The following is a 21,135-nucleotide window of genomic DNA, read 5'->3' as shown; positions in this document are numbered from 1 at the left end:
CAGGCAGGCTGACTGAACAGGCAAAGGACAGCACATGCAAAGCACTGGACTTCTGAAACCGCGCATCATTGATGTGCAGAGCCTGTCGCCGGTACAGGCCCGGGTTGTGATGGAGCCGTTTGAACGCGGCTACGGTCACACCCTGGGCAATGCCCTGCGGCGGATCCTGCTCTCTTCGATGCCCGGCTACGCGCCGACCGACGTGAGCATCGACGGCGTCTTGCACGAGTACTCGACTATCGACGGCGTGCAGGAAGATGTCGTAGATATCCTTCTCAACCTGAAGGGTATCGTTTTCAAGCTCCACGGTCGCGACGAAGTCGTGCTGAAGCTCAGTAAGGATGGCGAGGGCATTGTCCGCGCCTCCGATATTGAGACCACCCACGACGTCGAGATCATCAATCCCGATCACGTAATCGCCCATATCTCCTCCGGCGGCAAGCTGTCCATGGAGATCCGGGTGGAGAAGGGCCGCGGCTACGTCCCCGGCACCATGCGTAATCTGGGCGACAGCAAGAACATCGGTCAACTGGTGCTGGATGCATCCTTCAGCCCGGTGCGTCGTGTCAGCTATCTGGTGGAAAGTGCCCGCGTTGAGCAGCGTACCGACCTGGACAAGCTGGTCATGGACATCGAAACCAACGGGGTCATCGAGCCCGAGGAAGCGATTCGCACTGCGGCCCGCATCCTGATGGAACAGCTGTCCGTGTTCGCCGACCTGGAAGGTACGGCCCCCATGGTCGAGGCCCAGAAGCCGGTGCAGGTGGATCCTATCCTGCTGCGCCCGGTGGATGACCTCGAACTCACCGTGCGGTCCGCCAACTGCCTGAAGGCCGAGAACATCTATTACATCGGTGACCTGATTCAGCGGACTGAAAATGAGCTGCTGAAGACCCCTAACCTGGGTCGCAAGTCGCTGAATGAAATCAAGGAAGTGTTGGCCGCTCGTGGCCTGACTCTGGGCATGAAGCTGGAAAACTGGCCGCCCGCGGGTCTGGAAAAAGTCTAACGCGGCCCGAACGAGAGAGGATTAGAAAATGCGTCACCGTAACGGTCTTCGCAAGCTGAACCGGACCAGCGCTCACCGTCTGGCCATGCTGCGCAACATGAGCGTTTCCCTGCTCAAGCACGAAGTGATCAAGACCACCCTGCCCAAGGCCAAGGAACTGCGCCGCGTGGTAGAGCCGATCATCACCCTGGGTAAGAAGCCTAGCCTGGCTAACCGCCGTCTGGCCTTCGACCGCCTGCGCGATCGTGAGATCGTCGTCAAGGTGTTCGACGTGCTGGGTCCGCGTTTTGCCAACCGCAACGGCGGCTACCTGCGTATCCTGAAGTGCGGCTTCCGTCAGGGCGACAACGCTCCCATGGCGTTTGTCGAACTGCTGGATCGCCCCGAAGGTGGTGAAGTGGTTGAAGGTACCGAAGAAGCTGCTGCCTAATCGCAAGAGCGACTTAAGAAAAGCCAGGGAATCCCTGGCTTTTTTTTCGTCATCTGATTTTGAGTCATCGACAGTCGGCCTGCTTAAGGCGCCCCCTGAATCGGAGCTTCTCCTCCGTCGCTATCGGCCGCAGTCAATCGGCGGGGGAAGCTGCCATGACAGCAGTAGCAGGCGCGGCGTCCTGGCAGTCCACCAACATCACTGATATGTCGTCTTTTGCCTCGGTTCCGCTTAGGTGGTGGTCCAGCAACTGCTGCAGGATCGTCAGGCGATTGTGGGGACTGGTCTGGCTGACCGCATCCAGCAGGCCTTCGGTACCCAACTGTTGGCCGTCTGGATTCTCTGCTTCCTTCAGCCCGTCCGAATAGAGGAGCACCTGACAGCCGGCTTCACAGGCGAAATGCCGGGTCGTGGGGTCGAAGGCGTCGGGCGGGAGAATGCCCAGAGGCAGATGGCCGGAGGCAAAGGTGCCGACTACTGTGCCGTCTTCATCCAGCATGGCGGCGGTTGGCATGCCGCCAGACCAAATTTCCCCCTCACCATTGGCGCTGTCGATTCGGACGACGACCGCCGCCACGAAATGGCCGGTAGGTAAGGCCGCTTTCAGGTGTTTGTTCATTTCCTGGAGCATGATCGCCATGGGCAAGCCCCGTCCGGCCGTACCGTAGAACACCGTCAGCAGGGGCAGGGTACTGATGGCCGCAGTCAGACCGTGGCCCGTCGCGTCGGCCAGCAGGGCCAGCAGGCTGCCATCCGGTGCTCTAGCAGCGGCAACCACGTCGCCACTGAAATCCTTGGCCGCCATCAGCCAGTAATGCACGGCCGGGTCTGTGAGCCCGGGGCGAAGCATCTGCTTGTCGAGCAGGCGCATGGCCAGGCGGTTCTCTTCTTCACTGCGATCGTAGTAGCGTTGCAGGGCATCGGCGTTGCGCAGTTGCTCCATTTCCGCCTGTTTGCGCTCGGTGATGTCGCGGATGATGCCGACAAAGATGCGCTGCTCAGGCAAGTCGATCTCAGTGACGGCCAACTCAATGGGGAAAACGGTCCCTTCCTTGCGCCGGGCCGGGACCTCCCGACGGCTGCCAATAACGTGGGGCTGCCCGCCATTCACATAGCGGCCGATGTGCTCGTCGTGGCGTGAGTGATAGGGCTCCGGCATGAGGACCTTGACGTTCTGCCCCAGCAGCGTCCCCGCTTCCCAGCCGAACAGGCGCTCCGTGACCTCGTTGCAGGAGCGGATGATGCCCTCGATATCGATGGTGATGATGGCATCCAGCACATTGTCAGAAATAACTTTCAGCTTGCGATAGGATTCCTGGGCCTGGCGCTGCAGTTCAAGGGCCTTGTGCAGGGAGCGGATGCGGGCGTCCAGCAGGGAAAAATCCAGGGGCTTGGCAAGAAAGTCGTCGCCGCCGGCTTCCAGGCCGGCCACCAGGTTCTCCCGGCGATCCAGCGCCGAGAGAAAAATGATGGGTATCCAGCGATCAACACTCTGGGCACGGATGCGCCGCGCCACCTCCATGCCATCCATCAAGGGCATGACGACGTCCAGCAGGACCAGATCCGGTTGATGCTCGTTGAAGCGCTGCAGGGCTTCCTCCCCATTTTCTGCCGCCACCACGTGATGGCCCTGGCGGCTAAGCAGGGTGACGAGTATTTGCCGGATACTGGCAGAGTCGTCGGCCACCAGGATATGCAGGGGGCGGGGCTGGCTCATGACGCGAGGGCGCTCAGGGTGGCGATGACCGTATTGCCGTTGCCGACAAACTCGAGATTGTTCAGGCTGCCAAGGCGGGCCATGGCGATGCCGCGGCCGTTCGGGTCGAAGGCCCGGGCCGGGTCGAAATCGAGGTAACGGCTCCAGTCGAAGCCTTCCCCCTGATCGCGGATACAGATCCGCACTAGATCGTCCCGTCGGCTGAATTCCACCTCCACCACCTTGTCGCGGTTTTCCGGCAGGGCCAGGCGCCGCAGAATTTCTTCCTGCCATTGGTCCGAGCGCTTGAGGCGCGATTTCTCTGCGTAGGAAATACCCAGGTTGCCATGTTCGATGGCATTCACCAACAACTCGGAAAGGCCCAGTACGGCCGCTTCCGGCTGGGGGCATGCCTGGGCCAGGAAGGCGGCGAGGCAACCGACCTCGTCGAGGGTGGAGAGGGTGAAGCGGGCGCTGGCCATGAGGCGGAGGGCGTTGGCATGTTCCCGCAGCCGCTGCTGCAGGTCCTGGCGGGTTTCCCCATCGGAGAGCGCGGCCCGCACGATGGCCAGCAGCGAATCCCGCTCATAGGGCTTGGTCAGATAGTAGAGGGCGCCGGCCAGCAACCCTTCCCGTACCTGCTCCGGTGCCGAGGCGGCTGTCTGCATGATTACCGGCACCTTTTTGAAGGCCGGCGTGGCCTTGATCTGCCGCAGTAACTCCACCCCGTCCATGCCGGGCATCATCCGGTCCAGCAGGATCAGGTCGAAGGCGTCGTTCTGTTGCAGCAGGCGCCAGGCTTCCTCTCCGCTCTCGGCCATGGTCAGGCGGTAGCCCTGGCCATCGAAATACTCGGAGAGAATCTCCAGGTTCAGGGGTTCGTCATCGACGATCAGCAGATGGTGGCTCATGCGTGTTCCTCCGCAACGATGGCAGTTTCGGCAAGGGGTAGGGTGACGGCCAGGCAGCAGCCCGGTCCGCTGTTGGCGCGGGCGACGATGGTGCCCCGGTGGGCCAGGGCGATTTCACGGCAGATGGCCAGCCCCAGGCCGGTACCGCCAGCCCCGGTCTTGGTCTTGCTGCTTTGGGCAAACTTGTCGAAGACCAGCTCCCGCTCGGCCACCGGAATGCCGATGCCTTCGTCGCTGACCGTCATCTCCACCGCTGGCCGGCGGCCCTGGTCGGCCGTGCGTCGGCCACTGGCCAGCCAGGCAGACTGGAATCGGACCTGGATGGAGCCGCCTTCCGGTGAGAATTTGACGGCGTTGGAGAGTAGGTTGCGAATCAGCTGACCGAAACGCAAGGGGTCGCAATTGACCTCCGCCGGCCCGTCCTCGCCGATGGACAGGTGCAGGCTCTTCTCCAGCAACAGGGACTCCATCTCCGCCGCAGCCTCCCGCACCAGGGGGCGCAGATTGATGGGCCGCGGGTCGAAGGACATCTTGCCGGCTTCCAGCTTGGAAAGATCGAGCAGGTCATTCACCAGGGCCAGGAGGCGCTCGCCGCTTTCCTTGATGCGCAGGAAATAGTGGTGCAGCTTTTCCGCCCCCGGCACGCCGGCCGCCCGGCTGGCGCCTAGTCCGGCAAAGCTGAGGATGGCGTGCATGGGGGTGCGTAGCTCGTGGGACATGTTGGCCAGGAACTCCGACTTGGTATGGTTGGCCTGATCCGCCTCCTCTTTGGCCAGCAGCAGGTCGGCGCTGCGCTCGCTGACCAATTCCTGCAGATGGTCCCGGTGGCGCCGCAGTTCGGCCTCGGCCCGTTTCAGGGCGCTGATGTCCACTGCCACACCGAGGAAGCCGACCACGTTATCGGCCTCGTCATAGACTGCTGTAACCACCAGGTTCACCGCCAGCCGGGAGCCGTCCTTGCGGCGATAGGTCCATTCCCGGCGTTCAACCCCGGTGAGGCGGGCCAGGGTGACGAAGATGTCGAAATCGGCCACTGTCCAGCCAAACTCGCGGCTCAACTCCTCACCACGCAGGGTTACCTCTTCCGGTACATGGAGCATGCTGAGGGAAGAGCGGCCAATCATTTCCTCGGCCCGGTAGCCGAGCATCTTTTCGGCACCCCGGTTGAAGACGGTGATGATGCCCTCGGTGTCGGTGGCGATGATGGACACCTCGGTCGCCGAATCGAAAACTGCCGTCATCTTGCGGTTGGCAACTTCGAGGGCAAGCTGGGCGCGGCGGAAATCGGAGACATTGCGGATCACTACCAGATAGCCACCTTCACCGATCGCTGTGATCCGCGCCTCGTAGTCGCAAATTTCGCCATCGCCGCGAGGCAGCTGGAACTCCAGAACCTGCAGGCTTTCGCCGCGGCCGATTTGGCGGCAGGCCTCTTCCAGCTGGGCCGCCAGGCCAGAGGGCAGAATGTCGCCGAGGGCCTTGCCAAGGGCGTCGGCGGGCAGCGTCAGCAGGTCGCGCTCCCGGGGCGAGTGATAGTGGCGCAGGCGACGGCCCCGATCCAGCTCGAAAATCATGTCTGGCATGGCCGAGAAAACACTGCGCAGCCGCACGTTGGTTTCCTCCCACTCCCGGCTCAATTGGTGGGCAAGCTGTTCGGCCAGGGCCCTGCGGGTGCCGAGATGCAGGGTGAGAAAGGCAAGAAGGAAGCTGATGGCCGTGCCGGAGGCGAGCATGACCAAAGAGGCCGGCATTTCCCGGTCGCTGCGTCCGCTCTCCGGGTCGGTGAAGTGGAGTTGCCAGGAGCGTCCACCGAAATAGAAGCTGCGTTCTTCCCGCAGGGCCGCGGGGGGCGGGCCGTCATCCTGGCCGTAGAGCAGCCGGGGGCGTCGTTCCGTGGCCGAGTCATCGAGGATGCGCAGGCTGATCTGGGCCTTGCCGCTCAGGCCCAGGCTGGCAATGAAATCCTCAACCCGGAAGACTGCATAGACAAAGCCTTCCAGTGTCTGGTGCCGGGCTGCCGTGGTGAGAGGCGGAGGATCCTCCCGATATACGGGCGCGGCCATGAGCAGGGCAGGCCGCTTCTGCCCGGCAATATCCGCCAGCAGCTGGATGGGGCCCGACAGGGTCACTGTGCCGCTGTCACGAGCAGCCCCCAGGGCGGCCATGCGTGCGGGCTCTGTGGCCAGGTCGAAGCCGAAGGCGGTGTGTACCCGGTTCTCCGGCTCCATGAAGGCGATGGGGAAGTATTCGGGTCGCTCGCCGGAGGGGCGCAGGGTGTAGTTGGCCTGCCCCTCCTTCTCCCGCATGCGGCGGACGAAGGCGGCGCCGCCCTCAGCGGTAATTCGCGGTGCGTAGCCCAAGACGTGCAGCCCGGGCAGGTTGCGTTCGAGCCCCAAGTGCTGGGAAAAGCGGCGCCAGGCACTCCGGTCCACCGCCGGCGTGGCGGCGAGAAAGCCCTGGCCGCTGCGCAGCAGCTGGGCATAGTCGTTGAGGCGTTCTTCGATGGCGGCGGAAACCCGGGAGGCTTCCCGCGAGAAAATGGCGCTGGCTTCCAGGCGCTCCATCTCCCGCTGGTGGTACCAGGCCCCCAGCGTGATGCCCAGGGGCACGGCCAGCACTACCAAGGCCGTGAGGTAGGGAGGCAGGGACTGGCGCGGCAACACCCGGGCGGCGGCGGGCGTGGCAGAAGGGGCGGGATGGCTCATCGGCGTCGGGCTGGGCGCACTGGGTCTCATGGGGCCAATAGGACCAATGGGGCGAGTATAACCGCGGGCCGGGTGAGCGGCATCAAGTGGCCTGCCCTGTCGCCAGTCCGGCTTCACCCGCTTCGGCCAGGGCCTCCTGTTGTTGCAGGGCCCACATCTGAGCATAGGCACCGCCGGCTTCCAGCAGGGGGCCATGACGGCCGCGCTCGATGATTCGGCCACCGTCCAGTACCAGGATCTCATCCGCCTCCATGACTGTAGACAGCCGGTGAGCGATGATCAGGGTGGTGCGCCCCCGGGCCGCCAGCTCCAGCTGGGCCTGAATGGCCTTTTCGGTCTTCGAATCGAGGGCCGAGGTGGCTTCGTCGAAAATCAGGATGGGCGGGTTTTTCAGCAGGGCCCGGGCGATGGCTACCCGCTGCTTCTCGCCGCCGGAGAGCTTGAGGCCCCGTTCGCCCACACGGCTTTCCCACTTCTCCGGCAGGGATTCGACGAAGGCTTCCAGCTGCGCAGCCCGGGCCGCGGCCATGGCTTCTTCCCGGCTGGCGCCGGGGCGGCCGTATTGAATGTTGTAGATGAGGGTGTCGTTGAACAGCACCGTGTCCTGGGGCACGATGCCGATGGCACTGCGCAAGCTGTCCTGAGTGACCTGGCGCAGATCCATCCCGTTGATGCGGATGGCGCCGCCGGTAACGTCGTAGAAGCGGTAGAGCAGGCGGGAAAGGGTGGATTTGCCGGCGCCGGAATGGCCCACCACGGCCAGGGTGTGGCCGGCGGGAATGGTGAAGGAAACCTCGTGCAGGATGGGGCGGGCCTGGTCGTAGGCGAAGTCCACCGCCTCGAAACGCACTTCGGCCGGCCCGTGGGGCAGGGCGATGGCGCCAGGGGCGTCGGCCACCTCCCGGTTTTCGTTGAGGAGCCCGAACATGCGCTCGATGTCGGTGAGGGCCTGGCGGATTTCCCGGTACACCACCCCGAGGAAGTTGAGGGGCATGTACAGCTGGATGAGGAAGGCATTGACCAGCACCAGGTCACCGATGGTCATGGTGCCTGCCACCACGCCGGCGGTGGCGCGCCACATCATCAGGGTGACGCCGGTGGCGATGATGGCCTGCTGGCCCAGGTTGAGTAGGGAGAGGGTGATCTGGCTGCGGGTGGCGGCGTTTTCCCATTGCTCCAGTTGGGTGTCGTAGCGTTTGGCTTCGTAGGCTTCATTATTGAAGTACTTCACCGTCTCGTAGTTGAGCAGGCTGTCGATAGCCCGGGAGTTGGCCGCCGAGTCGCTCTCGTTCACCGCCCGGCGGATGTTGATGCGCCAGTTGCTGACCTTCACCGTGAACACGATGTAGGTCACCAGGGAAGCGGCGGTGATGGCGGCGAAGACCCAGTCGTACTGGCTGAGCAGGATGCCCAGTACCAGGGCCAGCTCCACCAGGGTGGGCAGAATGGAGTAGAGGGTGTAGTTGATCAGGCTGGAGATGGAACGGGTGCCGCGCTCGATATCCCGGGAGACGCCGCCCGTTTGCCGGTCCAGATGAAAGCGCAGGGAGAGGGAGTGCAGGTGGCGGAAGACCTCCAGGGCAATGCGCCGTACCGCCCGCTGTGTCACCCGGGCGAAGAACATCTCCCGCAATTCGGTGAACAGGGCGGTGGCAAAGCGCAGGCCGCCATACAGCAGGAGCAGCAGGGCTGGCAGTGCCAGGGCCATGTTCTGTACCGACAGGCTGTCGATCATGTCCTTGAACACCAGGGGCACGGCGACACTGGCCAGCTTGGCGCTGACCAGGGAGATCAGGGCGGCGCCGACGCGCCATTTGTACTGCCACAGATAGGGGAAGAGGGCCAGGAGGGTAGGCCAGGCATGGACCTCGCCGGCAGGGCGAGGCAGGTCGTGGGATCGGGAGCGGCGCATGGGCCAGATTTTAGCAGGCTGGATCAGGCAATTTCCCCGGGACTTCCCCCTGGTCGGGGCGCTTGGCAAAACTTTTTGCATCACCCCCTTGCACGGGAAATTATTTAAACATATGATTCAAACACTCGTTTGAATTTGATGTGATCCACCATGAGCCAGGCCGCCACCCCTTTGCCCCCCGTCGATGCCAAGAGCAGCGACGATACCCGGGAACGCATTCTCGATGCTGCCGAACACCTGTTCACCGAGAACGGGTTCGAAGGCACCTCCATGCGCATGATTACCGGCGCCGCCGGGGTGAACCTGGCGGCCGTCAATTACCACTTCGGTTCCAAGGAACAGCTGATTCAGGAAGTGTTTCGCCGTCGCCTCACCTGGCTCAACCAGGAGCGCCTGCGCATTCTCGACGAACTGGAAACGGAAGCCGCCGGCAAGCCCATCAAGCCGTCCCTGATCGTCGATGCCTTCTTCGGCACCCTGATCCGCATGGCCGAACATGAAGAACTGGGCGGGCGCACCTTCCTGCGCCTCATTGGCCGCACCATGACCGAGCCCTCCGGCTTTATCCGCGCCTTCTTCGCTGAGGAATACGCCGCCGTGGTCGATCGTTACAAGCAGGCCCTGTTCAAGGCCCTGCCGGATGTGCCCAAGGCGGAAATCGTCTGGCGCTTCCATTTCATGCTGGGGGCCACCTCCTACGCCATTGCCGGCACGGACGCCCTGCGCATCGTCACCGACTGGGGTATCGAGCCCCAGGAAGCGGAAGAGGGGCTGGACAAGCTGCTGCCTCGCCTCATGACCTTCCTGCTCGGTGGCTTGCGTGCCCAGCTGCCCCAGTTTGTAGAACCACCCTCGAAGTAAATCAGTAAGCCAGTCCGTAGCAACGAACAGCACCTACCGGATAACAACTCGAAGAGCCGACAGAAGATTGGCCAAGAGACCATAAAAGGAGACAGCATCCATGAGCATCATCCCTCTGTTGAGTGTGGCAACACTCTTGACGTTAGCCGTGCTGGTCAGCGTCCGCCCCCTGCGTCGGGCCCTGATCAGCCGGCCTCTTTTTTCCATTTACAAACGCATCCTGCCCCAGATGTCCGATACGGAGCGGGAAGCGCTGGAAGCCGGCAGCGTCTGGTGGGAAGGCGAGCTGTTCCGCGGCAAGCCCGACTGGCAGAAGCTCATGGCCTACCCCCAGCCCAAGCTGACGGCCGAAGAGCAGGCCTTCATGGACAACGAAGTCGATCAGGCCTGCGCCATGACCGACGACTGGAAGGTCTCCCACGAGCTGTATGACCTGCCGCCCGACGTCTGGCAGTACATCAAGGACAAGGGCTTCCTCGGCATGATCATCCCGAAGAAGTACGGCGGCCTGGAGTTTTCCGCCTATGCCCATTCCCAGGTGGTGACCAAGCTGTCCACCCGCTCCTCCGCCCTGGCCGTGTCCGTCATGGTGCCTAACTCCCTCGGCCCGGCCGAGCTGCTGCTGCACTACGGCACCGAGGCTCAGAAGAACCATTACCTGCCGCGCCTCGCCAAGGGTATCGACGTACCCGCCTTCGCCCTCACCAGCCCCTGGGCTGGTTCCGATGCCGCCTCCATCCCCGACTACGGCGTGGTCTGCAAGGGCATGTGGCAAGGCAAGGAAGTGCTGGGCATGAAGGTCACCTGGGATAAGCGCTACATCACCCTAGGCCCGGTATGCACCGTGCTCGGCCTGGCCTTCCGTCTTTTTGACCCCCAGGGCCTGCTGGGCAGCAAGAAGGATATCGGCATTACCTGCGCCCTGGTGCCCAACGACCACCCGGGTGTGGAAATCGGCAACCGCCACTTCCCGCTGAATGCCGCGTTCCACAACGGTCCGACCCGGGGCAAGGAAGTGTTCATGCCCCTGGAGTTCATCATCGGCGGCCCGGCCATGGCCGGCCAGGGCTGGCGCATGCTGATGGAGTGCCTGGCTGCCGGCCGCTCCATCTCCCTGCCGTCCTCCAACACCGGCATGGCCAAGCTCACCGCCCGTGCCGTCGGCGCCTACGCCCGGGTCCGCAGCCAGTTCAAGATGGCCGTGGGCAAGTTCGAAGGCGTGGAAGAGGCCCTCACCCGCATCGGCGCCTATACCTACATGATGGATGCCGCCCGGGTGATGACTGCCGGCGCCGTCGATCTCGGCGAAAAGCCCTCCGTGGTTTCCGCCATCGCCAAGTACCACGTCACCGAACGGGCCCGCAAAGTGGTCAATGACGGCATGGACGTCATCGGCGGCAAGGGCATCTGTCTCGGCCCCTCCAACTTCCTTGGGCGCGCCTATCAGCAGATCCCCATCGGCATCACTGTGGAAGGCGCCAACATCCTCACCCGCAGCCTGATCATCTTCGGCCAGGGCGCCATCCGCTGCCATCCCTTCGTCCTGGCGGAGATGCAGGCCGCCCAGAAGAATGACCTGGTGGGCTTCGACAAGGCGCTGTTTGGCCACATGGGCTTCTCCGTCGGCAACGGCATCCGTGCCCTGCTGATGGGCCTCACCGGTTCCCATTTCGTCTCCGTCGGTGCCGACGTAGCGCCCGAAACCCGGCGCTACTACCAGCAGCTGACCCGCTTCTCCTCTGCCTTCGCCTTCCTCTCCGACGTCTCCATGCTGGTCCTGGGCGGCGGTCTGAAGCGCAAGGAAAAGCTCTCCGCCCGTCTCGGCGACATTCTGGCCCAGATGTACCTGATCTCCGCCACCTTGAAGCGCTACGAGGCTGAAGGTCGCCAGCAGGCCGATGCGCCCCTCATGCACTGGTCCATCTGGGATGCCATGTACCAGGCCCAGCAGGCTTTCGACGGGGTGCTGGCCAACTACCCCAACCGTTTCGTCGCCTGGTGCCTGAAGAAGGTCATCTTCCCCTACGGCCACCCCTATGTGGTGCCCTCCGATGATGTGGGTCATCAGGTCGCCAAGGCCCTGATCTCCCCCAATGCCACCCGGGAGCGCCTCACCAGCGGCTGCTTCGTCGCCAAGACCGAGGATGACGCCGTTGGCGCCATCGAGCTGGCCCTGGCCGCCACCCTGGAGGCCGAGCCCATCGAGGCCAAGATCCGGGAAGCGGAAAAGACCGGCAAGTTCGACGGCAACCCCCTCGCCAACGTGCGGGACGTGGCCCAGGCCGCCATGGAGGCCGGCGTGCTGACGGCGGCGGAATACGCCGTGATCAAGCGCCGCAACGAACTGCGTGACATCGTCATTCGCGTCGATGACTTTGCCCCGGACTTCGGCGTCGCCTCGGCCCTCAACAAGCCGGATGTCCGCAAGGCCGCCTGAAACAACGCAACTGCAACACCCGATCCCGGGGCGCCCCGTTGGGGAAGACCCCGGGACAACAACAAGCAGAAACAGCAACAGACAAAACCAAAGGAGAACAGACATGGCCCAGCAGCAAGCGTTTGAGCCGGTCTATGTGGTGGATGGAGCGCGCACCCCGTTCCTCAAGGCGAAGAATGGCCCCGGGCCTTTCTCGGCGGCGGATCTGGCGGTGCAGGCCGGGCGGGCCTTGCTCGCCCGGCAACCTTTCGCGCCCGACGATCTGGACGAGGTGGTACTGGGCTGTGCCAGCCCCAGCCCGGACGAGGTGAATATCGGCCGCGTCGCCGCCCTGCGCCTGGGCTGTGGCAACAAGGTGACGGGCTGGACGGTGATGCGCAACTGCGCCTCCGGCATGCAGGCCCTGGATTCGGCCATGGCCAACATCCAGTCCGGCCGTTCCGAGCTGGTCCTGGCCGGTGGCGTCGATGCTTTATCCCGGGCGCCCCTGCTGTACAACGACGCCATGGTGCTGTGGTTCGCCGGCATGATGCAGATGAAGACCCTGGGCCAGAAGGCCGGGCACTTCCTCAAGCTGCGCCCCAGCGTACTGCTCAACCCGGTGATCGGCCTGATGAAGGGGCTCACCGACCCGGTGGTGGGCCTGCTCATGGGTCAGACGGCAGAAAACCTGGCCTGGCGCTTCGGCATCAGCCGGGAAGAGATGGATGCCTTCTCTGTGCGCTCCCACCAGCGCGTCATGGCTGCCCGGGCCGCCCAGGCTTTCGGCGAGATCGTGCCCCTGGTGGGCAACGACGGCACCGTCTATGCGGAAGACGACGGCGTGCGGGCCGACGCCAGCATGGATGGCATGAAGAAGCTCAAGCCCTTCTTCGACAAGAAATACGGCCGGGTCACCCCCGCCAACAGTTCCCAGATCACCGACGGCGGCGCCTGGCTGCTGCTGGCTTCCGAAAGCGCCGTCAAGCGCTGGAACCTGCAGCCCCTGGGCCGCATCGTGGACGCCCAATGGGCCGGCCTCGATCCTTCCCAGATGGGCCTCGGGCCGGTCCATGCGGTGACCCCCATCCTGCAGCGCCACGGCTTGGGCCTCAACGATGTGGACCTGATGGAAATCAACGAGGCCTTTGCCGCCCAGGTGCTGGGCTGCCTCAAGGCCTGGGAAGATGAGTCCTACTGCCGCGAGGAGCTGGGCTTGCCCGGCGCCCTGGGCAGTCTGGATCAGGACAGGCTCAACGTGGATGGCGGGGCCGTGGCCCAGGGCCACCCGGTGGGGGCCTCCGGTGCCCGCATCGTGCTGCACCTGTTGCATGCCCTCAAGGCCCGGGGCGGCAAGCGCGGCGTGGCCAGCATCTGCATCGGCGGCGGCCAGGGTGGCGCCATGCTGGTGGAAACCTGCTGAGGCCGCCATGCGCATCGGCATCATTGTCGATTCCTGCTGCGACCTGCCCCGGCAGTTCCTCGACGACCACGAGATCGTCGTCATGCCCATCGCCCTGCGCATCGGCGGCGCCCTGATCCACGACCGGCGGGACCCGGAAGAAACCCATCGCTTCTACGCCACCCATGTGGATCGCAAGAGCGAGGATTTTGCCGAATCCATTCCCTATTCGCCGGCCCAGATCGAACAGGTCTTCCTGGATCGCCTGGTGATCGACTACGACTACGTCTTCGTCCTCACCATCACCAGCGAACGCAGCCCCATCTACGACCACGCCATGCAGGCCTCCCGCTCGGTGCTGACCAAGTACAAGGACCCGCGCCGGGAAATCGGCAAGCCGGGCCGCTTCGGCCTGTGCGTGCTGTCCAGCCGCAACCTGTTCACCGGCCAGGCCGTGCTGGCGGCGGAGGCGGTGCGCCTCATCCGTCTCGGCGGCACGCCTAGCGAGATTGGCAACCGTCTGCGTCTGCTGGCCGACCAGATCCACACCTATCTGGTGCCGGCAGACCTGTTCCATATCTACAAGCGGGCAGTGAAGAAGGGCGATACCAGCATCAACTGGGGTACCTACAAGCTTGGCCAGATGCTGGACATGAAGCCCATTCTCCATTGCCACCAGGATGTCACCCGCTCCATCGCCAAGGTGCGTGGCTTTGAGGCCGGCGTGCAGCGCCTATTCGCCAATGCGGCGCGGCAGGTGCGGGCCGGTCTGGAGTCGCCCCATGTCTGCATCAGCTACGGCGGTGACCCCGACAGTGTGCCCAAGTTGCCCGGCTATGCCGAACTGGCGGCCGCCGTGCGCGAGCAGGGGGTCGAAATCCTGATTTCCATGATGAGCAACACCGCTGCGGTGAATGTGGGCACGGGGGCGGTATCCCTGGCCTTCGCCGCCGGCAGCCATGCCTTTCACTGAAGGTAGACCATGAACATGAATACTTCCGCCGCCACCGCCTTCCAGCACTGGCACCTGACCCGCGAGGCCGACGGCCTGGCCTGGCTGTCCCTGGACAAGGCTGGCGAGAGCGCCAATTCCCTTTCCAAGGCCGTGATGGCCGAACTCTCCGGCGTGCTGGACGTGCTGGACAAGCAGCCGCCCAAGGCCCTGATCATCCGCTCCGCCAAGAGCGCCGGCTTCATCGCCGGGGCCGACATCTCCGAGTTCGACGAACTGGGTGATGCCGCCGCGGCCAAGGCAATGGTCGCCCGGGGCTGGGACCTCTTCAACCGCCTAGCCGGCGTCTCCTACCCGACCCTGGCCCTGGTGCGCGGCCACTGCCTGGGCGGTGGCCTGGAGTTGGCCCTGGCCTGCCGCACCCTGCTGGTGGTGGATGAGCCGGGCACCAAGCTGGGCCTGCCCGAAGTCATGCTGGGCATTTTCCCCGGCTGGGGCGGCATGAAACGTCTGCCCGAGCGGGTTGGCCCCGCCGTGGCCCTGGACCTGATGCTGGCCGGCAAGACCGTGGATGCGAAAAAGGCCAAGCGCCTGGGCCTCGCCGATGAATGTGTGCCGCCCCGGGTGATGGAATCCGCCGCCCGCCAGCTGGCCCTCAACCCGCCGACCCGCAAGCCCCTGCCCTTCATGCAGCGCCTCTTCGCCGGTCCCCTCAAGGGCGTAGTGGCCGGCAAGGCCCGCCAGCAGGTGGCCAAGCGGGCCCGCCCCGAACACTACCCGGCACCCTACGCCATCATCGACCTGTGGGCTCAGTACGGTGGCAACGCCCTGGCCGCGCCGGAGATTACCGACCGCATTGTCCGTTCTTCCACCGCCCGTAATCTGGTGCGGGTGTTCCGCCTGCAGGAACGCCTCAAGGGCTTCGGCAAAGACTGCGACTTCACCGCCAAGCGCGTGCACGTGGTGGGCGCCGGCGTCATGGGGGGGGATATCGCCGCCTGGTGTGCCGGCCGCGGCATGACCGTGACCCTGCAGGACCAGACGGTGGCGCGCATCGCCCCCGCCATCCAGCGGGCCCATGCCGGCTTCGCCAAGCGCATCAAGGACAAGCTGCAGCTGCGGGCCATCATGGACCGGCTCATCCCCGATCCGGAAGGCCATGGCGCCGCCCATGCCGACGTGGTTATCGAGGCCATCTTCGAGAACCTGGAAGCCAAGCACAGCCTGCTCAAGGGCCTGGAGGCCCGCATGAAACCGGAGGCGGTGCTCGCCACCAACACCTCCAGCCTGCGCCTGGAAGATATCCGCACCGTGCTGCAAAAGCCGGAGCGCCTGGTGGGCATCCACTTCTTCAATCCGGTGGCGAAGATGCCGTTGGTTGAGGTGGTCACCGCTGCGGGCGGCGATGCCGAGATGACCCGCAAGGCCTGTGCCTTCGTACGCAGCATCGACAAGCTGCCCCTGCCAGTGCAGAGCGCCCCCGGCTTCCTGGTGAACGCTGTGCTTGGCCCCTATCTGCTGGAAGCCATGCGCTGCGTCGATGAAGGCATCGCGCCGGAAACCGTCGATGAAGCCGCCCTGGCCTTCGGCATGCCCATGGGGCCCATCGAGCTGGCGGATACTGTCGGCCTGGATATCGCCATGGCCGCTGGCAAGGCTCTCGCCGGTAGCGGTGTGGAACCCCCCAAGTGCCTGGTGCAACGCTTCGAGCGGGGCGACCTGGGGCGCAAGAGCGGCAAGGGCTTCTACGCCTACCCGGCTGGCAAGATCCAGAAGGGGGCGGCGGGAGCAGTGCCGGCCGGCCTGGCCGAGCGCCTGGTGGCGCCCCTGCTGAAACGCACGCAACAATTGGTGGACGATGGTGTCGTAGGCGATGCCGAGCTGGCGGACGCCGGCGTAATATTCGGCACGGGTTTCGCCCCCTTCACGGGCGGCCCGCTCAACTACGCCAGGAGCCGACATGTCTGATACCCCCGTCCAACTGCCCGAAAAGCAACCCACCCTGCGCCTGATGACCATGCCCTCGGACATGAATCCGAACGGCGACATCTTCGGCGGCTGGGTCATGTCCCAGGTGGACATTGCCGGCGGCGTTGCCGCCATGCGTCGGGCGCGCGGACGGGTCACCACGGTGGCCGTCAATGCCTTCCAGTTCAAGCAGCCCATTTCCATTGGCGACGTGGTGAGTTTCTACACCGAGGTCGTCAAGGTCGGCAAAACCTCCGTCACCCTCAACGTCGAGGTCTATGCCGAGCGTAACTATTTCAAGCCCATCACCGTCAAGGTGACCGAAGCCACGCTGACCTACGTGGCCATCGATGCCAGCGGCAACAAGCGCGACATGCCGCCGGAGGTTTGAGTACAGGTGTTTTACCCGGGAAGCCCGCTTCCCAACCACAACCACAAAAGAGGAGACATCACCAATGTTGAAAACGACCATGAAGTTGCTGCCGTTGTTGGTCTTGGGGGCCTTGTCCGGCAACGCATCGGCCGCCGGCTTCCAGTTGCTGGAGCAGAACGCCACCGGCCTGGGCAATGCCTACGCCGGTTCCGCTGCCAGCGCTGAAAATGCCTCAGCCCAGTATTTCAATGCCGCCAGTCTGTCCAGCCTGCAGGGCCGGCAGTTCTCCGTCGGCGTGAACTACATCGACCTGAATTCCACCTTCGACAACATCAGTTCCCGGGCACCCGCAGGCCACCCGAATCTGGCGAAGAATGGCGTGGAAGGCGGCGATGCGGCTTTCGTCCCCAACTTCTACCTGTCCCTGCCCCTGACTAAGGACCTGACCTTTGGTCTGGGTGCCAACGCCCCCTTCGGCATGCGCACGGACTGGGCCAAGGGCTGGCAGGGCCAGTATTTCGGCACCCTGACCGACGTCAAGGCCGTCAACCTGAATGCCAATCTGGCTTACCGGGTGAATGACGCCTTCTCCATCGGCGGCGGTATCAATTACCAGAAGTTCGATGCCCAGCTCGAAACAGCCCTGAACGGCGCCCCCTTCGGCTCCCGCGACGGCAATTTCATGGTTTCCGGCAACAGCTGGGCCTGGGGTTACAACCTGGGGGTGTTGTTCCGCCCCACCGCCGCCACCCAGTTGGGCGTGTCCTATCGCTCCGCCATCAAGCATGAGCTGGAAGGCAAGTATGCCGTTTCCGGCTTCACTGGTCCCGGTGCCGGCGTAGCCGTTGCCACCTATGGCTTTGCGGGCACCAGCGGCGCGGGCAAGGTCAATATCAAGCTGCCCGATACCCTGATCTTCAGCGCTACTCACCAGCTCAACAGCCAGTGGGAACTGCTGGGCGACGTCAGCCGCACCAGCTGGTCCGACGTGCCGGAACTGCGGGTGCAGTTCGCCAACGGCTCCGCCGACAAGGTCAGCACCTACAACTGGCGTGATACCTGGCGTGTCGCCGTCGGTGCCAACTACCAGGCCACTGACGCCTGGAAGCTGCGCGTCGGTCTGGCCTTTGACCAGTCCCCGGTGAAGGAAGGCCTGCGCACCCCGCGCCTGCCCGACCAGGACCGTATCTGGTACTCCGTCGGCGCCCAGTACAAGCTGAACAACACCAGCAAGCTGGACTTCGGCTACAGCTACGTGAAGGCCAAGGATGCCCGGGGCAACGAAACCAGCGCCAACCCCGCCGTGACCGGCACCATTCTGGGCGACTACAAGAGCTCCGTGCAGGTGCTGGGCGTCCAGTACTCCATGAGTTTCTGAGTCCGGTCCTCGCGACCACTTCCTCTGTGAGAGATGCCCCGGCTGCGGCCGGGGCTTTTTTTGTCTGGCGATGGCGGATGGGATGGAAAAAGTCATGCACCGCCGTATTGGCTATTGACGGGGGAAGGGGATTGCCTATAATTCAAACGTTCGTTTGAATTAAGTGGCACCCATGTTCTGCACCCATCCTCTCTCAGCGTTGTACCCGGTAGGCGCCGGGCGTGCTGCCGGTCCATTTCTTGAAGGCCCGGTGGAATGCGTTGGGGTCCTCGAAGCCCAGCTCCTGGCCGATGACCGCAATGGGCGTGTCACTGGTGGTGAGGCGGCGGATGGCCGTATCCCGGCGCAGTTCGTCCTTGAGGGCCTGGAAGGTGGTGCCTTCGTCCGCCAGACGGCGGGTGAGGGTGCGCAGGGAATGATGCAGGGCCGCCGCCGCTTCGCCGGCCGCTGTCGGGTGCTCCAGCCGGGGCGCCAGGTATTCCCGCAGCCGCTGGCTCACCGGGTGTTCCTCGAAGGAAACGAAGAGCCAGTCGCCCGGCGCCCGGGCGAGGAAGGTGTTGAGGGACTTGCGGTCCTGGCGGATGGGCGTGGCCAGCTGGCCCGCCTCGAAGTAGAGGGCGGACAGGGGCTGCCCGAAATGCACCGGTCCCGGGTAGAGAAAACCATATTCCGAGGCGTGGCGCGGCCGCGGGTAGGCGCAATCCACCCGGGCCAGCAACATGCGATGGCCGGTCAGCCAGGAGGCGACGCCGTGGATCAGCTTGAGCATGATCTCCTGGCCGAAGGTGTTGGCTGGGGCCGCCGGGGTCTGGGGCACCAGGGCCATGCGGATGAGGCCGTCCTGGCGCGCCAGCTCGATGGCGAAGTCGTCCAGCACCAGATGGAAGAAGCGGGTGAAGCGGAACAGGGCGGTTTGCAGGTTGGCCGATTCCATCAGGCTGAGGCAGAGAAACTTGAAGGCGCCGGCCCGCACTGGGCGGGAAAACATGCCCGGCAGTTCGTCGTCCAGCTCCCGCGCCAGCAACTGGTACAGGGTGGCGAACTGCTCCGTGGTGACCCGGGCCGTTTCGGCGCCCAGCAGCGCCGGGGCAATGCCTGCCCGGACCAGGGCGTCGGCCTGACCCGGGTGATCCAGGGGCGTACCGCCGAGGAGGCTATGTACGAAGGACATGGGGACGGTACTGGCGTCGGTAAACGGCATGGTGTGTTGCAGTGCGGGAGAGTATTTGGCCGATTATGCAAGTATTTCGGCGCAAGGGGCCATCGGGACGGGGTGGGGCTGTTCGTAGAATCAGCGACGAAATCCGGATTGTTGATGGATTCAAGCGGCTTGCCGGTCTATGTCGGTTTTTCCGTCGGGCGGATGAATACGGGCATCTGCCGGCGTAAATCGCATGTTGCCATGGGGCAGAAGTCCCCGGCCGGCAGGCAATAAACAGCACGCCAAACAAAAGCGAGGAGACAACCCCCATGCCCCTGCAAAACATCCCGGTCACGCCTTCGGCCTACAGCTACCCCCTGCTCATCAAGCAGCTCCTGCATACCCCCCTGGCCACGGCGCCCGAGCAGGAAATCGTCTATGCCGACAAGCGGCGCCACACCTACGCCGACATGGCCCGCCGCATCCATCAACTGGGCCACGCCCTGACCCGCCTGGGCGCCCAGGCCGGCGAGACGGTGGCGGTGATGGATTGGGACAGCCACCGCTACTTGGAATGCTTCTTCGCCGTGCCCATGCTGGGTACGGTGTTGCAGACGGTGAATGTCCGTCTATCCCCGGATCAGATCCTGTACACCCTGAACCATGCCCAGGCCACGGTGCTGCTGGTCAACCGGGAATTCCTGCCGGTGCTGGAGCAGATCCGCGGCGAGCTGGCCACGGTGAAGCAGTTCATTCTCCTGGACGACGAGGGGGGCGATCTGCCGGCCGGCTTCGCCGGTGAATACGAAGCCCTGTTGGCCGACTGCCCGGACCATTACGACTTCCCCGATTTCGACGAAAACACCCGGGCCACCACCTTCTACACCACTGGCACCACCGGCCTGCCCAAGGGCGTCTATTTCAGCCACCGCCAGCTGGTGCTGCACACCCTGGCCGTCTGTTCCGCCCTGGCTCTGGCGCCCAAGCAGGGGGGCTTCCACCGGGACGACATCTACATGCCCCTGACCCCCATGTTCCATGTGCACGCCTGGGGCATGCCCTACATCGCCACCCTGGCGGGGGTGAAGCAGGTCTATCCGGGGCGCTACCAGCCCGAGGCTATCCTCAAGCTGATCGAGAAGGAGAAGGTCACTTTCTCCCACTGCGTCCCCACCATCCTGCACATGCTGCTGCTGACGCCCTATGGCAAGCAGGTGGACCTTTCCAAGTGGAAGGTCATCATCGGCGGCTCCGCCCTCACCACGGGCCTGGCCAAGACGGCCCTGGAGCGGGGCATCGACGTCTTCACCGGCTATGGCATGTCCGAGACCTGTCCCATCCTCACCCTGGCCCAGATGGAAGATCCGGCGCTGCTGGCCGATGCCGAGGCCAACGTGGCGGTGCGGGTGAAGACCGGCCGACCCGTGCCCCTGGTGGCCCTGCGCACCGTGGATGCCCAAATGGACGATTGCCCGCGGGACGGCAAGAGTGCCGGCGAGGTGGTGGTGCGTACGCCCTGGCTGACTCAGGGCTATCTGCACAACCCGGAGGCTTCTGAGCATCTGTGGGATGGCGGCTGGCTGCATACCCAGGACATTGGCCACATCGACCCCCAGGGATACCTGCAGGTCACCGACCGCATCAAGGACGTGATCAAGACCGGTGGCGAGTGGGTTTCCTCCCTCGAACTGGAGGACCTCATCGGCCGCCACCCGGCGGTGAGCGAAGTGGCCGTCATCGGCGTGCCCGACGAGAAGTGGGGCGAGCGGCCCCTGGCCCTGGTGGTGCTCAAGCCGGGCTTTGCCGGCCAGGTATCGGTCCAAGACATACAGACCCATGTGAAGGTCTTTGCCGACCAGGGCCATATTTCCAAATACGGCGTGCCCGAGAACGTCCGCTTCGTCGAAAGTCTGGCGCGGACCAGTGTGGGCAAGCTCAACAAGCGCGCCATGCGCGAACAACTAGTGAAGTGAAGGAGACC

General features: G+C 64.3%; 15 protein-coding genes. 10 read left to right on the top strand and 5 right to left on the bottom strand.

Annotated elements, in window-relative coordinates:
* Window positions 1-34 precede the first annotated feature (34 nt).
* Window positions 35-1,009, top strand: coding sequence for a DNA-directed RNA polymerase subunit alpha (gene rpoA, locus AZSI13_RS09920; protein ID WP_109041008.1), 975 nt, complete (start codon window positions 35-37; stop codon window positions 1,007-1,009).
* Between the two features lie 28 nt (window positions 1,010-1,037).
* Window positions 1,038-1,439, top strand: a complete 402-nt coding sequence (gene rplQ / locus AZSI13_RS09915) for a 50S ribosomal protein L17 (protein ID WP_109041007.1) — start codon at window positions 1,038-1,040, stop codon at window positions 1,437-1,439.
* A 133-nt stretch (window positions 1,440-1,572) separates the two neighbouring features.
* On the opposite strand, the gene AZSI13_RS09910 is transcribed toward rplQ, so the two are convergent.
* The 4 genes from AZSI13_RS09910 to AZSI13_RS09895 form a co-directional block, all read right to left on the bottom strand.
* Complete coding sequence (locus AZSI13_RS09910) at window positions 1,573-3,156, bottom strand: SpoIIE family protein phosphatase (protein WP_109041006.1); 1,584 nt, start codon at window positions 3,154-3,156, stop codon at window positions 1,573-1,575.
* Window positions 3,153-4,046, bottom strand: coding sequence for a response regulator (locus tag AZSI13_RS09905; RefSeq protein ID WP_109041005.1), 894 nt, complete (start codon window positions 4,044-4,046; stop codon window positions 3,153-3,155). Before AZSI13_RS09905 ends, AZSI13_RS09910 begins: the two co-directional genes overlap by 4 nt.
* Window positions 4,043-6,751 (bottom strand): CHASE domain-containing protein, encoded by a 2,709-nt coding sequence (locus AZSI13_RS09900; RefSeq protein ID WP_109041004.1) that lies wholly within the window; start codon window positions 6,749-6,751, stop codon window positions 4,043-4,045. The genes AZSI13_RS09905 and AZSI13_RS09900 overlap by 4 nt, the downstream gene beginning before the upstream one ends.
* A gap of 82 nt (window positions 6,752-6,833) precedes the next feature.
* Window positions 6,834-8,663, bottom strand: coding sequence for an ABC transporter ATP-binding protein/permease (locus tag AZSI13_RS09895; RefSeq protein ID WP_109041003.1), 1,830 nt, complete (start codon window positions 8,661-8,663; stop codon window positions 6,834-6,836).
* 150 nt (window positions 8,664-8,813) lie between these two features.
* Here AZSI13_RS09895 and AZSI13_RS09890 point away from each other — a divergent pair, with 150 nt between their 5' ends.
* The 7 genes from AZSI13_RS09890 (at window position 8,814) to AZSI13_RS09860 (ending at window position 18,013) form a co-directional block, all read left to right on the top strand.
* A complete protein-coding gene (locus AZSI13_RS09890; protein ID WP_109041002.1) occupies window positions 8,814-9,524 on the top strand; it encodes a TetR/AcrR family transcriptional regulator in 711 nt (236 codons plus the stop codon).
* 100 nt (window positions 9,525-9,624) lie between these two features.
* Window positions 9,625-11,961, top strand: a complete 2,337-nt coding sequence (locus AZSI13_RS09885; RefSeq protein ID WP_109041001.1) for an acyl-CoA dehydrogenase — start codon at window positions 9,625-9,627, stop codon at window positions 11,959-11,961.
* A gap of 103 nt (window positions 11,962-12,064) precedes the next feature.
* Window positions 12,065-13,363, top strand: a complete 1,299-nt coding sequence (locus AZSI13_RS09880) for an acetyl-CoA C-acetyltransferase (protein WP_109041000.1) — start codon at window positions 12,065-12,067, stop codon at window positions 13,361-13,363.
* Between the two features lie 7 nt (window positions 13,364-13,370).
* Window positions 13,371-14,315 carry a DegV family protein gene (locus AZSI13_RS09875; protein WP_109040999.1) on the top strand — a complete coding sequence of 315 codons (945 nt, stop codon included), beginning with the start codon at window positions 13,371-13,373 and terminating at the stop codon, window positions 14,313-14,315.
* Between the two features lie 15 nt (window positions 14,316-14,330).
* Window positions 14,331-16,262, top strand: a complete 1,932-nt coding sequence (locus AZSI13_RS09870) for a 3-hydroxyacyl-CoA dehydrogenase NAD-binding domain-containing protein (protein ID WP_109041041.1) — start codon at window positions 14,331-14,333, stop codon at window positions 16,260-16,262.
* The gene (locus AZSI13_RS09865; RefSeq protein ID WP_109040998.1) at window positions 16,255-16,653 is read left to right on the top strand and encodes an acyl-CoA thioesterase; all 399 of its coding nucleotides are present in this window, start codon (window positions 16,255-16,257) and stop codon (window positions 16,651-16,653) included. Before AZSI13_RS09870 ends, AZSI13_RS09865 begins: the two co-directional genes overlap by 8 nt.
* A gap of 64 nt (window positions 16,654-16,717) precedes the next feature.
* Window positions 16,718-18,013 carry an OmpP1/FadL family transporter gene (locus tag AZSI13_RS09860; RefSeq protein ID WP_165833442.1) on the top strand — a complete coding sequence of 432 codons (1,296 nt, stop codon included), beginning with the start codon at window positions 16,718-16,720 and terminating at the stop codon, window positions 18,011-18,013.
* Between the two features lie 193 nt (window positions 18,014-18,206).
* On the opposite strand, the gene AZSI13_RS09855 is transcribed toward AZSI13_RS09860, so the two are convergent.
* On the bottom strand, window positions 18,207-19,214 hold the full coding sequence (locus AZSI13_RS09855) for an AraC family transcriptional regulator (protein ID WP_109040996.1): 1,008 nt from the start codon (window positions 19,212-19,214) through the stop codon (window positions 18,207-18,209).
* Between the two features lie 269 nt (window positions 19,215-19,483).
* On the opposite strand from AZSI13_RS09855, the gene AZSI13_RS09850 reads away from it, so the two are divergent.
* Complete coding sequence (locus tag AZSI13_RS09850; RefSeq protein ID WP_109040995.1) at window positions 19,484-21,127, top strand: fatty acid--CoA ligase; 1,644 nt, start codon at window positions 19,484-19,486, stop codon at window positions 21,125-21,127.
* The last annotated feature ends 8 nt before the right edge of the window (window positions 21,128-21,135 follow it).

Source organism: Azospira sp. I13 (genome assembly GCF_003112695.1).
Lineage (GTDB): Bacteria > Pseudomonadota > Gammaproteobacteria > Burkholderiales > Rhodocyclaceae > Azospira.
The sequence above is the reverse complement of the archived record's forward strand: the minus strand, read 5'-3'. Positions and strand labels throughout refer to the sequence as shown.